Raw genomic sequence first — 14,489 nt, forward strand, 5'->3', positions numbered from 1 at the left:
CTCTCACCCTCTAATGTGGTTCCATCTCTAGTTCTTCCACACGTTTTTCTACATATTTCGTGTCTTTATGGGCATAATAAGTTTCCGCTTTTTCTATAATAACTGCAGTATTATATTCCGGTATTCCTGCAAAATTCTCATATACACCTTTTGGAATGAGGGAGTTACCTTCTGGCCAATGGACTTCTACATTCCCAGACTTTACCGGTTCAAACTTAGCTCGACCTGTAAATGTTCCATATTGATTAAAAGCAACTATTGCATCACCTTCATTTATATTTAATTCTAAAGCATCTTTCTTGTTCATGAGAAGGTCATAGCGATCAGCTGCATTAAATGGATCTTTTTCATCATAAATCATGGAGTTAAATTGTTTACCTCTTCTTGTTGTGACATAGAAATGTCCTTCTGGCTTCCTAAGTTCCGGAATCTCTACAGTAATTAGATTGCCTTTTCCGTCTGGTGTTGGACATATTCCATCTTCGCAAAGCCATGCACCACCCCATTGGAATACGTCTCCTTTATTATTTAACTGCTGGATTCCATCATAGTTAGGAGCGGTGATAGCAATTTCTTTACGAATATCGTTAGCGTCCTTAAAATCGATCAATTCCTTTTGTTCGGGTTTTACTCGTTTTGCTAAATCTACATAAATCTCCCACTCTGCTCTTGCTTCTTCTATTCTGGGACCTTTGATTTCTGGTGAAAAGTATACCATTCTTTCTGTTGAGGTAGATGTTCCACCACCTGGTTGTTCATATCTAGTCATTGCAGGTAGGACAAGCACTGCTTCCTTTGCATCTAATAAAGTAGAAGTGTTCAAAATAATATCTTGATGGACACGTAACTCGATATTCTCTAGTGCTTCTTTTACAAAATCCGGATCTGGCATGGTCTCTAGGAAGTTACCACCTGACAAATAGTAGAGTTTTAACTTTCGTTCATGTTCCCCTGGTAATAGTGCATTTTCTAATGAAACACCTACAATATCTCCCTGCCATTTTGGAATATCGAACCCCCATATCGATTCAACACGTTTACGGTTCTTCTTATCTAATCCACCACCCGGTAAAGAAAATGGGTCTGCCCCCATTTCCGCTGAACCTTGAACACCTGAATGCCCACGAATTGGCATTAAGCCACAATGCTCTCTACCAAGAAATCCTCTGAGTAGAGCTAAATTTGCTACTTGTGATATATTATCCGTTCCAAATCGGTGTTGTGTTAGTCCCATTGACCAGACAAACACTGCAGAGTTTGATTTAGCTAGAAGCTCGGCCAATTCTAGCATTCTGTCTTTAGGTATTCCAGATGATTTTTCTAATTGCTCCCATTGATAGGACATTACTTTCTTTCTTAATTCTTCAAGACCGTTCACATGTTCATTTATAAATGCATGGTCAAGTGCTGATCCAGGATTTGCTTCTTCCATCTCAAACCAGTGCTTCATAATTCCATGCATAAAGGCAATATCACCGCCGATATTTACTTGATAAAAATCATCAGCTATCTTCGTTCCAAATAGAGCAGATTCTGCAATAGAAGGTACCCAATACTTATCCATCGCAGGTTCGTGATATGGATTGATTATGATAATCTTCGTTCCTTTACGTTTTGCTGCATACATATATTTCGTTGATACAGGTTGGTTATTAGCAGCGACTGACCCCCAGAATACAAGGACATCTGTTCCAATCCAGTCTTTATAATTACAAGTTGATGCTCCAACTCCAATAGATCGGCTTAAAGCTGTTTTCGATGGAGAGTGACAGATTCTTGACGCATTATCCACATTATTTATTCCTAGGAAACGGGAAACTTTTCCTAATGTATAATACACTTCGTTCGTTATTCCTCGAGATGTTGTATAGAAAGCCGCTTGCTTAGGGTTGATTGACTTTATTTTTTCTGCAACCATATTTAACGCTTCATTCCAGGAAATACGAGTAAAGTTCGGGTCACCTGGCTTTCTGATTAGTGGATACGGGATTCTTCCTAGTTGCCTTAGCTCTGTACTAGTCATTTTACGAAGCTTTTCAATGTCGCCATGTAACATACCTTCTTTAATTGGCCCCATTGTATTAAGACGTAATACATTAAGTCTAGTTGTGCAGACATGTGGACCTGTCAATGTTTGATCTTTAAGACCTGAAACCCCAAGCGCACATCCATCGCATACACCTTGTGTAAGAATTCGAGTAGCATACGGTAAGTTATCCTTATTTTCCCATACGACTTTCATGGTATCTCGAATATGGTGGGGTTTAACTTTACCTAGACCAAAAGGAACCTTACTTACCCAAAGCTTTGGATCTGGCTTTTTTGGTAATTTAATCGGGCCAGTATGTTTGGTTTTCCCCATTTCCTTCCCCTCCTAACAATGTTCGAAGATCTACTGTACAACTGTTAATTACAAACTATTATTTTCTTTATATTCTGTCATTAATTGTAACATGGAATCGCTTTCAATTAAATGTTAAATACTTTCCTTTGATATTCCTTCTATTGTTATATGTCTATGGTAACGAATCAAACTTTTAGAATCCTGGTGAACAAATTATTTTTTTCTTTTGTAATAAAAAAAGCCCTAATATACAGGACTTTGTTTTTCTATCTATAATGGATTGTCTATAAAGAATGTTAATACTTTTGCTTCATTTTCATCAACAGGAATGAATAAATGCGGCTTTGACCCTTGAAAACATGCACTATCTCCCTTTTCCATAAAATAATTCTTCCCATCATAAGAGAGGTATATAGAGCCTTCCAAGACAAAAATAAACTCGTCCTGGGAGTGGGTATAAGATTCTTGTCTTAAATTTAGGTTTTTAGGAGTAACATGTACAATGGTTGGTTCAAACCCAGATAACGAAGAACGATTAGCAAGTAACTCGTACGAATAACCCATATTATCATCACCAATTCTTGCTCGCCTATTACTTTTTGGCAGAAATACCAAGTCCTGTTCTTCTCTATCATCAATTAACCACGAGAGAGAGACATCTAGGGCTTCACTTATTTTAGACAGGGTGGCTACCGCTGATGCTGTTTGACCATTTTCTATTTTAGATAACATACTTTTTGAAATACCAGATAAATCAGCAACTTGCTGTTGAGTTAATTTTTTACGTAATCGTAATTCTTTTATTTTCTTTCCGATAGTTTCAAGATTAATTGTATTTCTCCCCTCTCTGGCTGCGAACAATATTTCTTATATAATAGATTATAGTTATAAAGCTAGTCAAGATACGTAACTTAACGGGTGACTATTAGACTTACTTAAGTCCGAAAAAAAATGACTATAAGAATTCTATAGTCATTTTAAATCTCAGTATAGCGTTATAATTGGCAGGAGAAAGGTTAAGCAGTTCCTTCAATATAGGCTAAAGAGCGACTCGGGAGTTTTTTTCCTAATCTATTTTGAATAAAAATAGAAGCCTCTTGAATCTTTTTATCTATTATCCCAGTTCTTACCCCTAATCCATGTAACAAATATAACACGTCATTGGTCGCAACATTTCCAGCAGCCCCTGGAGCATAAGGACAACCACCAAGTCCCCCAATGGATGTATCAAATCTGGTTATACCATAGTTTAAGGAAGTCATTATATTAGCGATTGCCATTCCTCTTGTATCATGAAAGTGCAAGATTACTTTTTCTTTAGGAAATCTCTTTAGAATTTCTTCTAGTAGCAATTCCACTTGTGAAGGAACTGCTGATCCAATTGTATCTCCGAGTGAAATGTCGTCAACCCCATCCTCAATCAATTGGTCAAATACACGCAAAACTTGATTGGGATTAATCCTACCTTCAAACGGACAGTCAAAGACTGTTGACACATATCCTGTTACCTTTTTACCTTCTTTTTTAGCCTCTGTGATAACTTGTTTCAAAACCGGGTAAGTTTCCGCGATTGATTTATTAATGTTTTTACGGTTATGTGTTTCACTTGCTGACATAAACACAGATGCACCATCAATTCCTGCTTCTAATGCATTCTCTAGACCTCTCATATTGGGAATTAATGCTGAATATAACACATCTGGATTTCGTGTTATCCGCTTCCCAACTTCTTTGGCATCAGCTAAGGCTGGGATCCATTTAGGATTAACAAATGAAGAATACTCAATTTCCTTTATTCCCGAGTTTGAAAGCATATCAATCCACGCTACTTTATCATCGGTTGAGATAAACTGTTTCTCATTTTGCAAACCATCACGTGGTCCAACTTCTTTTAACGTAACAAAATCCGGCCATTTTCCCACGAACTTCCCTCCTTAACCTTATATTCACCCAAGAGTCCTTATCAGGAATACGTTTTCACCAGTATAGAAAATTTTTTATATTATACAATATGAAAATAAGAAAAGAATCGTTTATAAAAGCATATTCAATTTTGTATCGTTTCATTCAATTTTGTTGAATATAGTTTAACGAAGTATCATAATATTGTCAACTTACGAACCATTATCCATGTAAGATTATAAACTGCCTATATATCTTAAAAATCATCAACGGAACTATTTATTCAACTATACAGACCCGAAAAGAATATAGTATTATAGGAAAGTGCCTAAGCCATTGCGGTATAGTAATGGACGAATGAAGCTCGAAATAATGTGAATTTTACTTTGGAAAGGAATTATTTATGACGATTAAAGAGGAAGTTGCAAAACGAAAAACGTTTGCTATTATATCTCACCCAGATGCCGGAAAAACAACACTTACAGAAAAGCTATTACTGTACGGTAACTTAATTCGCTCTGCAGGTACTGTTAAAGGTAAAAAGTCAGGAAAATTTGCCACCTCAGATTGGATGGAAATTGAAAAGCAACGTGGTATCTCCGTTACATCCAGTGTTATGAATTTCCCTTATAAGGATTTTCAAGTTAATATTCTTGATACACCTGGACACGAGGACTTTAGTGAGGACACTTATCGTACATTAACAGCTGTTGATAGTGTGGTAATGATTATTGATTCGGTTAAAGGAATTGAGGCCCAAACAATCAAGTTATTTAAAGTATGTAGAATGCGTGGTATACCTATCTTTACTTTTATAAACAAATTAGACCGTGAAGGTAGAGAGCCCCTTGAGTTATTAGAGGAAATAGAAGAAGTATTAGAAATTGAAACTTACCCAATGAACTGGCCAGTAGGTATGGGAAAGAGGTTTCATGGTATTTTTGACCGTTCTAATGAACAATTTATTAAATTTAACGGTAATGAAGAGGAAACACATATTCCTTATGCCGAGTTAGATAATCCTGATTATCTAGATATTACAAATTCAAATGAATATAGCACGGCTAAGGAGGAACTTGAATTATTAGATGAGGCTGGCGATCAATTTTCAATGGAAGCTGTAATAAACGGAGAACAAACACCTGTATTTTTCGGAAGTGCATTAGCTCCATTCGGTGTACATGACTTTTTTGATACGTTTATTTCCCTTGCACCGACTCCAGGCCCACGTAGATCAACAGAAGGTGTAGTCGCACCAGCTGACTCAAATTTCTCTGGTTTCATCTTTAAGATTCAAGCTAATATGAATCCAGCACACCGTGACAGAATTGCATTTGTACGGGTATGCTCAGGGAAATTTGAGCGAGGAATGAGTGTGAAACTATCGAGAACGGGAAAAATATTTAAACTTTCTCAATCCCAGCAAATAGTTGCTTCATCGCGCGATACTATAGATGAAGCATATGCTGGTGATATAATAGGAATTTATGATCCAAATGCATATCAAATAGGTGATACATTGATAGAAGGAAAAGCAGACTTCGAGTTTGATGAACTTCCAAAATTCCCACCTGAATTGTTTAAGAAAGTAATGGCAAAAAACGTCATGAAATCCAAGCAATTTAAAAAGGGAATTGATCAGCTAGTACAAGAAGGTGCGATTCAGTTATTTAAAGACAAGCGGACAGAATCTTATATTATTGGAGCAGTAGGTGAACTCCAATATGAAGTATTTAAGTACCGAATGGAAAATGAATATAATGTAGAAGTACTGTTTGAATCCATTGGCGAAAGAATTCCGCGTTGGTTAAAAACAGAACAAGTTAAAGAATCTTTATTTGACGACCGTAATCTGTTAGTTCGAGATCGCGAAGACAATTATATAGTCCTTTTCCGAAATGAGTTTGCCCTAAACTGGTTTAGAGATAATCATGAAGACATTGATTTAATCGATTTATTTGAGACAAATTCTTATAGTCAGGTCAAATAATTAAGCAGTATGTAACAAGACTTCTAGTCTTGCTACATACTGCTTTTCCAATCATAATAAAACTCTTGTACACTTCGATAACGCTTGTTTCTATCCTTCTCCACCGCTTTAATTGCTACATCATATAATTCACTCGATGCTTCCCATTTCTCCATTGAACGGTCTAATTCACCGCCTAACAGTCCAAAGCAGATTGCCCCCATATTAAACACATTCGTTCTTTCATCAATTATTGCGTGAAGTTCAAACTCTTCCGGAGACATAAATCGGGAAGATCCCCACATTCGTCCCATCTGGTTTTTATATGGTTTCGTATGATATAAATCGATATCACATATTTTAGCTAGGTTATTTTTGAAGTCATATAGGATACTTCCATCATAAAAATCAATCGCAACATAATTATTTTCTTCCACATGAACATGGAACTCAAGGATGGTATTCACTACCTCTAATCGGTGCATTAAGGGCAATTTTCTAAATCTAAAATAAGGTGAATCAGGATGTTCATATTTATTAGGTGGTGGGAAATCCCAATGATTATGCAGCGTTTCCCCACCAAACCAATCAAATAATAGAGCGAAACCCTTTTCTGTCTCAAAACAATCCATTAATTCAACCAAATATGGGTATTTTAGGTCGGAATATATCGTCACTGAATTTTTTAAATGCTGAATTGCTATGTCCGGGTTCACTGATGAATTTATTGTCTTTGCTCCAGCATATTTGATAAAGCGTCTCTTACCTTTAATTTTTATTCCGAAACATATATTTCCTGAATCTTGCTGATCAAATACTGAAAATACTTCTCCAAGTCTCTCTAACCAAGAAAAGTCTTGATCCTCTTTTAATTCAAATGTTAATCCATTAATCGTCTTTGTTACCATATTTATACCTTACCTTTACTCTTTCTTATTTGCTCCTATCATAGAAACAATAGTTGAGAACAAGAACCCTGTGCCTAGTCCTATAAATAATCCTGCAACTAAATGCCCCATTGCCATTCCAATTCCCATTCCAATAAACAAACCTGCAGGAATTAACATGTTATTTTTATGATTCAATCAATTCCCTCCCTTTTTTATTTTCTTAATCATTCTATGATTTTAACATAATTCACCACTTTCATCTCCCTAGTTTTTTTAAGTTCAATATCATCTATATTTACTATGTTTTACATTTATGGGTACGCTAAAGGAGAGTATATGTCAATGTTAGGAGTGAATTTGATGGATCTTTATTCTAAGTTAACTAAAAATTATATATCTGGTGAATGGAAAAATGGTAATGGGAATACAGAACTTGAAGTAGATAATCCATATAGTGGGGAGATTATAGGTAAGATAAAAACGGCAAGTATTGATGATATTAACGAAGCTTATGAATCTGCCAAAGAAGCACAAAAAATATGGAAAGATAAAAATCCTTTTGAAAGATCACAAATTATGGAAAAGGCAGTTCAACTCTTTGAATCACATCGAGAAGAGCTGGTGAACATATTAATCAAAGAAAGTGGTTCTTCACATCTTAAGGCAAATGTTGAGGTTGATTTTGTAATTGCGATTACAAAAGAATCTGCTTCGTTTCCATTACGTATGGGCGGTGAAATTATCCCCTCACTTGTTGCAGGTAAAGAAAATAGGATATATCGCAAACCAGTAGGAGTTGTTGGTGTAATTGGACCATTTAACTTTCCAATGTACTTAGCTCAGCGATCGGTTGCCCCAGCGCTTGCAACTGGTAATGGGGTTGTATTAAAACCCGATAGTCAAACTCCTGTTTCAGGAGGAACTATTCTAGCCAAGATAATGGAAGAGGCCGGTGTCCCTAAAGGCTTATTTAATGTCGTTATTCCTAATAGGAAAGAAGTCGGAGACAGGATGATTGAACATCCAATCCCTAGAGTCATATCGTTTACCGGGTCAACAGGTGTTGGTCGCCATATCGGGGAAGTCTGTGGTCGACTAATTAAAAAGTCAATTCTTGAACTCGGTGGAAATAATGCCCTGCTTGTACTCGAGGATGCCGATATAGACCGAGCAGTTAATTCCGCCCTCTTTGGTAAGTTTATGCATAACGGACAAATATGTATGTCACTTAACAGAATTATCGTACATGAAAAATTACATGATAAATTTGTTGATAAATTCGTAAGTCTCGCAAAGAAAATTAAGGTAGGTAATCCCGAAGAAAAAGATACTTTGATTGGACCCCTCATCAACAAAAGGTCAATAGAAACCATATTAAGTCATATCGATAAAGCAAAGTCAGAAGGAGCAAAAATTGTCTTAGAAGGAAAAGTTGAAGGAAATGTTATGCACCCATATATATTAATTGGTAGTAATGAGGTTGCAACTGCTCAAAATGAGATGTTTGGGCCTGTAGCAACCATTATTAAGGTAAAAACTGACCAAGAGGCAATTGAAATTGCAAATGATACGCAATATGGATTAAGTGGAGCTGTTCATGCTGGCACCGTCGAAAGGGGAGTAGAGGTAGCAAAACAAATCGTAACTGGAATGGTACATGTGAATGATCAAAGTGTTAATGATGAGCCTCTAATAGCCTTCGGTGGTGAAAAAGACTCTGGTATCGGTCGCTTTGGTGGTATTCGATCACTGCTTGAATTTACTACAGAACAATGGATCTCAACACAAAGTGATGAAAGAGAAAGTCCATTTCATGTAAATTATCTAAAATAGTAATTATTCATTTAAGTGTTGTATTAAATAATACTAGACATATATTTAGCACATTTAAAGAGCGCTAAAACTAGCTTTCGGAAATATACGTAGCACTTAGAAAAAGCGCTCTTCTTTTTTCAATTAGTACAAATAATCCAAAAGCTAGTATGAAGCATTCTTTTAAAAAATTTGATTTGTTAATTCTCCACATTATTATTGATTACTTATTTTCAAATCAATAACCGGATTTTTTAGACTCTCAAATCCATCGATTTGGCACTCTACAATATCCCCATCCGAAATTTTAATTGCACCAGGTGTTCCGGTTGAGATAATGTCCCCTGGCTTTAGTGTCATTACTTTTGAATGAAATGATACTAAATCCCATGGTTTAAAAGTCATATTATTTACTATATTTTTTCTATGTACTTCCCCATTTTTGATAGTGGAGACATGAAGTTGTAATATATCTTCCACCTCTTCTCCAGTAATTAATTGTGGACCAAAACTAAAAAATGTATCAAAGCTTTTAGCTCGGGTTAAGTAACGAGGATTTTTTTCCAAAATATCCTCTGCGGTCATATCTAGTATGGTTGTAAATCCAGCAATTACATTAGGGACATCCTCTGGAGATACATTCTTACATTCTTTCCCTATAATAATACCTAATTCTGCTTCAGCTGTTGTACGGTATGATTGATGTGGTACTTTAATTTGTTCACCTGGTCCGATTATTGTTGTGACTGGTTTCATAAAACTTGCTGGTTCTGTATTAGGGGCGACTTCATTTAAGTCAGATGCGTGATCTACGTAGTTCAACCCGATTCCCCATATCTTTCCTGGGTTTCGGTACAGAGGTTTGTATTGGACTTCGTGATGAGGGATTAATTCAAGTGTTGAATTTAACAATATCATTTCTTCTTTTTCTTTAATGAATTGATTCAATTCCTCCAATTTCAGTTTTGCTATGAGATGGAATAGACTTGTTGGCCATCTATGACCTAACTTATCATTTAATAATTTTACTGGTAACAAACCTTCAAAGAAAACGATCCCTGCCTGTTCTTCCCCATCTAGTAAAATAGTTGCTAATTTCATATACTCTCTCCTCTATAATGGCATTATTTTATTAATTAGGTTACCCTTTTCAAATAAGAACTCTAATCTTCTAGTGACTGAATAATCTACTTGAGGAGACACTTCTTTTAAAGCAGATTCTGATACTATTACTCTACTAAGATGTAATGTATTAGGAATCTGAACAATTTTTACATTTTCTTTATTAAGCCCAGGTCCAAGAGTTAATAGTGCATGGTTGATAGCCTCCTCTTCCGTAGGATAAATAAACGGAAACATGGCCCTTCTTAAAAACGTGCTCGTAATACTATTCATATATGTTGCGTATTTATCTACCTTTGAAATTAACTTCTCTGTTGTAAAATCAGCTAGACCGATACCTTGTGCATTTCCATGGGATTGTTCTGCTAAGTCAAGAACTGCAATCCTTTTGACTATTGGCTTCTGAGGTTCTGGTATCCCATCAATCCGTAATCTTCCAATAATTGTAGGATCCATTCCAGTTCCGCTGTAACATTTCCCCATTTCCTCTACTATTAGTAAATCAATATTATCAATAGGTAATGATGGCATTAGACTTTTGGATATATCCAGTAATTTAGCTTCCTCCTCATGCCAATTTTCTATTGATATTCCTTTTATTATAGAAGTCTGATCATAACTATCTTCAACAATCGCTAACCCCATACAGATTGGGCTATTTTCAATTGCGTACTTTGAGCCTTTTATGATATTATCTTCCATAAAATCAGATCCTTGGCTATGTATAAAACTAGCTCCTTTTTGTTTTCCCATCCCAACTGAAACCATTTTACTTAAACCACTTTCAATTTTCCCACTAAAGGCTGTGTGTGATTTAATTCGGTTAACTACTAAGATAGCATCAGCTTGATAAGCAATCCTGTCCATATAAACTGGCATTTTTTCGTTAATATGACCTAATTTAACAACCTCCATTGTGGACCGAATCGGTACTCCTACCGAATCCTCAGTAATACCAAGTTGTTTTAATACTTCAACTTGTCCTTCTGCAGTTGCTCCACCATGACTTCCCATCGCTGGAAAAAGAAAGGGTTTCATTTTTTTACTCTTTAAGAAATTCGCGATTTCTTTTAAAATTAATACAATATTATTTATTCCTCTACTGCCGGCAGTGATGGCTACTTCAGCATTAGGTGGTAATGCAATAAGTTGACTATTCCTTGACAGCTCTGACCATATAACTTCCTTTAGGTTTTCGAGCTTGGATGACTTGAACTTTAGCTCCAATTCATAACCAATCACATTAATTCCCCCTGACAAAATGAACAAGCTCACACAACAGTATACACCAAATGTTCAAAATATTCACTACGCATTATAAAAAGTCAGTGATAGATCTCTTATTTTGGGTACTAACATCATTCTAGGGAATAATAGGGGTGGAGGTGATAAGTTGGAAAAAGAATTTCGTGAATATCGTACTGGACAAGGTGTTCCTGTTTCAGGTTCCTATATATGTCAATCAGGCGAAAAATCAAGTTTAAATAAGAATGATACATTCCCACAATGCCCTATAAGTGGACAAGATACTTACTGGAAACATCAAAATGAAACGTAATTATAAAAAAACTTTGTCTCACCTGACAAAGTTTTTTTAATTAAAATTAAGCCATATCATTCCCATCCATAACTTCTTTAGCCCACATCAACGATTTTTTATATAAGTCATTATAATTTTCCGCATTTATCCCAAGTTCTTTTACCAATGGTCCTACTTTATTCCACTCACCTTTTTCTGCAGCAAAAACTAAATCTCGAACAGGTGTCAAGGAAGTCTCCAATCCTAATAAGGAATCTTTAATTTCTTGATCAAGTGGTAATTTTTGCAGAATTTCTTCTAATGGTTTCTTAAATATTGGTTCTACAAGTGAAAATAATCCCATTAGAAACATACTTGAGCTTTCTTTTCTTTTTCCAATATGTAAGGAAATTAATTCACTTGCTTTGGCCCTAGTTAAAGACAACTTAATTACTTCATCAATTACTGGGTCTGTTTTTTCAAGTTGCTCTCGAAATGAAAGTACATATACCCACTTTCTTAACTCAATTAAACCTAGCAAGACAATGGCTTGCTTAATAGATTTAATCTTATATACAAGACCAATAGTCGGTGAGTTCAATAATCTTAATAATTTATAGGATAAAGAAACATCTGATTCTATGATATTGCTCAGTCTATCAATATCTGGATCCTCTTTAGAAAGTTCGGAAATAATGATATATAAATTATGATTAAAGACTGGAATATCCTTTGATGAGAGTATGACTGGTTTACTAAAAAAATAGCCTTGAAAATAGGAGTATCCATCATACAGACATTGCTCGAATTCTTCTCTTGTCTCCACTTTCTCTGCTAAGAAGACAATATTTCTATTTTGCAACTCATTCATAATCTTTAATTGTTCAAATCGATTTGTCTTTTGAATATCTATTTTTATAATGTCGGCCAATGAAATAAGTTTGTTGAAGTTTATATCGTTCTCTACTAATTCAAAGTCATCTAGTGCAATTTTATATCCTTGCGCTTTTAATTTCATGCAATTCTCAATGATTTTCTCAGTAGGTCTTACAGTTTCCAAAATTTCAACAACCATTAATTCGGGTTGAAGAAATGTAGGTACTGTATTTTCTAATAGTGTTTCCGTAAAATTAACAAAGCAGGGCTTGCCATCAGACAGCTCCTCAATGCCAATCTGCAGAAAACTATTTATGACTTCAGAGGTGGCTTGGTCACTATCCAAATTAGCATATAAATTGTCATGTTTATTGTTTCGATACAGTAATTCATAAGCAAATACTTCTTGTTTTTTTGTTAGAATAGGCTGCCTTGCAACAAAGACTTCCACACTTCCACCTCAATTTTCTGATAATATAGTAAAATAATACCATATTTTTATCAAAAATAGGAAAAAAGAATGAAAATTTTCGTAAAATATTGTCACAATTTGATGAAATATAAGAAAAAGTCGAACTGCCTCATATAATTCATTGGGCAGTTCGATAGATTACCGAATGATAGTTACATCTCGAAACTTAAATTCTGTTTGTTGGGTTCCATCTGTAATAACTAATACATCAACTTGTTCCGTTTCTTTACTTAAATCGGCATTAATTCGGTATTCTTTCCAATCGCTAGTTAATAAAATCATTGGTGTTGTGTGTTCTTTTATATACTTGCCATTTGGATTTGTTTCCACTAACTTAATATAAACAGTTCCTTTCCCTTCCAAACTAACTTGAAAGGTAATTCTATCACCATTAGTAATTTCCTCAGGAGTGAAAATAAATCCTTCACCTACGTTCTCTCCTTTAGTCTTAACCGTAAAAGTTGCTTGCTCTACTTCCTCAACAGTTGCCCCTACACCAAAATATTTAGTTTTGGTTTCTTCTAATGCAAAGGAATTCGAACTTATAAAAACAATAATGATGGAAACTATAGGTACCAACCATACTCTCAAGTTATTCACTCCTCATGCTCTATTGAAATAATGAATTATTTCAATATCTTATTTTAAATATGGTGAAATATTATCTATGACCTCTTGAAGACTTTTAGCTTGGTTTGTGTACATTTCTTTCGCTGCTGGATTTTGAGTTTGTAGTGCAAAACTTTCCAAATCTGCTTGAAGTTTTTTTAATGTTGCTGCCATTAATGGGCGCTGTTTTACAGGCTCTCTTTTTAGTTCATCTGAGTACAAATCAATAAACACATTTCCCTTAGAATCTATTTGCGCTAAAAAAACATCATCAATTCTTTTTGCACCCTGATTTTGCACTTCTCCTAATAGCCACTCATTCGTGTAACCCAATCTTTTTAAACTATTCTTCATTACCTGACCATCTGAAATAATAATGGTTGGTCCTTGATCTCGTTCAACCGGCTTACCTATAAATTCTGGAGTTACTGGCAGTTTCTCTGACTTTTTTAGAATACTTAATTGACCATTTGTTTCGAACACTGCCATTTCTACATCATCTATATTAAAAACATCTTTTTCTCGTAATAATAACATTAATTCCTCAACGGCTAGTTGATTCTTTCTTAGATTCCTCTCCAAAATCTTCCCTCTTTCAATCAGTACATCGGACTTCCCATCTGTCAATTGATGGAACCATTTAGATTTTAATCCTAAATAACCTAAAATTAGTGGTATTAACCCCCATACAAGAAGTGCAATAATTCCATTTGAGATCTTAATATTTTGATCCACAGCCATGCTAGCAGCAATTGAACCTATTGTAATTCCCACGCAATAATCAAAGAAGGTTAATTGTGAGATTTGTTTTTTCCCCATTATTCGAGCTAGTATGAGTAACAATAAAAACGAAATGAATGACCGAATGATCGTCAATACAAACTCAGGCATATTATACCCTCCAAACTTTTAATGTAGCATAGTATTTAACTTGGAATAAACCTTCTTTGCATATATATTCGGCGTAGGATTAT

General features: G+C 35.1%; 13 protein-coding genes. 3 read left to right on the plus strand and 10 right to left on the minus strand.

What is annotated here, in order from left to right:
• Positions 1-10: 10 nt before the first annotated feature.
• The 3 genes from BN999_RS04160 to BN999_RS04170 form a co-directional block, all read right to left on the minus strand.
• The gene (locus BN999_RS04160; RefSeq protein WP_096270125.1) at positions 11-2,362 is read right to left on the minus strand and encodes an FdhF/YdeP family oxidoreductase; all 2,352 of its coding nucleotides are present in this window, start codon (positions 2,360-2,362) and stop codon (positions 11-13) included.
• 252 nt (positions 2,363-2,614) lie between these two features.
• Complete coding sequence (locus BN999_RS04165) at positions 2,615-3,205, minus strand: helix-turn-helix domain-containing protein (protein WP_176481866.1); 591 nt, start codon at positions 3,203-3,205, stop codon at positions 2,615-2,617.
• A 155-nt stretch (positions 3,206-3,360) separates the two neighbouring features.
• Positions 3,361-4,266: a hydroxymethylglutaryl-CoA lyase gene (locus tag BN999_RS04170; RefSeq protein WP_096270126.1), complete on the minus strand. Its 906-nt coding sequence runs from the start codon at positions 4,264-4,266 to the stop codon at positions 3,361-3,363.
• Between the two features lie 383 nt (positions 4,267-4,649).
• Between BN999_RS04170 and BN999_RS04175 the strand changes: the two genes are divergently transcribed.
• On the plus strand, positions 4,650-6,236 hold the full coding sequence (locus tag BN999_RS04175) for a peptide chain release factor 3 (protein WP_096270127.1): 1,587 nt from the start codon (positions 4,650-4,652) through the stop codon (positions 6,234-6,236).
• Between the two features lie 32 nt (positions 6,237-6,268).
• On the opposite strand, the gene BN999_RS04180 is transcribed toward BN999_RS04175, so the two are convergent.
• Both BN999_RS04180 and BN999_RS20490 read right to left on the minus strand, forming a co-directional pair.
• Complete coding sequence (locus tag BN999_RS04180) at positions 6,269-7,123, minus strand: protein kinase domain-containing protein (RefSeq protein ID WP_096270128.1); 855 nt, start codon at positions 7,121-7,123, stop codon at positions 6,269-6,271.
• Between the two features lie 15 nt (positions 7,124-7,138).
• On the minus strand, positions 7,139-7,300 hold the full coding sequence (locus tag BN999_RS20490; RefSeq protein ID WP_176481847.1) for a hypothetical protein: 162 nt from the start codon (positions 7,298-7,300) through the stop codon (positions 7,139-7,141).
• A gap of 165 nt (positions 7,301-7,465) precedes the next feature.
• Between BN999_RS20490 and BN999_RS04185 the strand changes: the two genes are divergently transcribed.
• On the plus strand, positions 7,466-8,938 hold the full coding sequence (locus BN999_RS04185) for an aldehyde dehydrogenase family protein (RefSeq protein ID WP_096270392.1): 1,473 nt from the start codon (positions 7,466-7,468) through the stop codon (positions 8,936-8,938).
• A gap of 195 nt (positions 8,939-9,133) precedes the next feature.
• On the opposite strand, the gene BN999_RS04190 is transcribed toward BN999_RS04185, so the two are convergent.
• Positions 9,134-10,018, minus strand: coding sequence for a fumarylacetoacetate hydrolase family protein (locus tag BN999_RS04190; RefSeq protein WP_096270129.1), 885 nt, complete (start codon positions 10,016-10,018; stop codon positions 9,134-9,136).
• A gap of 12 nt (positions 10,019-10,030) precedes the next feature.
• Positions 10,031-11,281 carry a DUF2088 domain-containing protein gene (locus BN999_RS04195; protein WP_096270130.1) on the minus strand — a complete coding sequence of 417 codons (1,251 nt, stop codon included), beginning with the start codon at positions 11,279-11,281 and terminating at the stop codon, positions 10,031-10,033.
• A 151-nt stretch (positions 11,282-11,432) separates the two neighbouring features.
• Between BN999_RS04195 and BN999_RS20495 the strand changes: the two genes are divergently transcribed.
• Positions 11,433-11,597, plus strand: a complete 165-nt coding sequence (locus BN999_RS20495) for a hypothetical protein (RefSeq protein ID WP_176481867.1) — start codon at positions 11,433-11,435, stop codon at positions 11,595-11,597.
• A gap of 46 nt (positions 11,598-11,643) precedes the next feature.
• Here the strand turns inward: BN999_RS20495 and BN999_RS04200 are convergent, their stop codons facing one another.
• From BN999_RS04200 to BN999_RS04210, 3 genes are all read right to left on the minus strand, one after another.
• Complete coding sequence (locus tag BN999_RS04200; protein WP_096270131.1) at positions 11,644-12,885, minus strand: EAL and HDOD domain-containing protein; 1,242 nt, start codon at positions 12,883-12,885, stop codon at positions 11,644-11,646.
• A 159-nt stretch (positions 12,886-13,044) separates the two neighbouring features.
• Positions 13,045-13,497, minus strand: coding sequence for a hypothetical protein (locus BN999_RS04205; protein ID WP_096270132.1), 453 nt, complete (start codon positions 13,495-13,497; stop codon positions 13,045-13,047).
• Positions 13,498-13,545: 48 nt separating this feature from the next.
• On the minus strand, positions 13,546-14,406 hold the full coding sequence (locus BN999_RS04210) for a DUF421 domain-containing protein (protein ID WP_096270133.1): 861 nt from the start codon (positions 14,404-14,406) through the stop codon (positions 13,546-13,548).
• Positions 14,407-14,489 lie beyond the last annotated feature (83 nt).

Source organism: Paucisalibacillus globulus (assembly GCF_900184735.1).
GTDB classification, from domain to species: Bacteria; Bacillota; Bacilli; order Bacillales; family Amphibacillaceae; genus Ornithinibacillus; species Ornithinibacillus globulus_B.

Coding starts and splice junctions, on each gene's coding strand:
- BN999_RS04210 (WP_096270133.1), bottom strand. CDS start 14,406: ATGCCTGAGTTTGTATTGACGATCATTCGGTCATTCATTTCGTTTTTA.
- BN999_RS04185 (WP_096270392.1), top strand. CDS start 7,466: ATGGATCTTTATTCTAAGTTAACTAAAAATTATATATCTGGTGAATGG.
- BN999_RS04180 (WP_096270128.1), bottom strand. CDS start 7,123: ATGGTAACAAAGACGATTAATGGATTAACATTTGAATTAAAAGAGGAT.
- BN999_RS04160 (WP_096270125.1), bottom strand. CDS start 2,362: ATGGGGAAAACCAAACATACTGGCCCGATTAAATTACCAAAAAAGCCA.
- BN999_RS04190 (WP_096270129.1), bottom strand. CDS start 10,018: ATGAAATTAGCAACTATTTTACTAGATGGGGAAGAACAGGCAGGGATC.
- BN999_RS04175 (WP_096270127.1), top strand. CDS start 4,650: ATGACGATTAAAGAGGAAGTTGCAAAACGAAAAACGTTTGCTATTATA.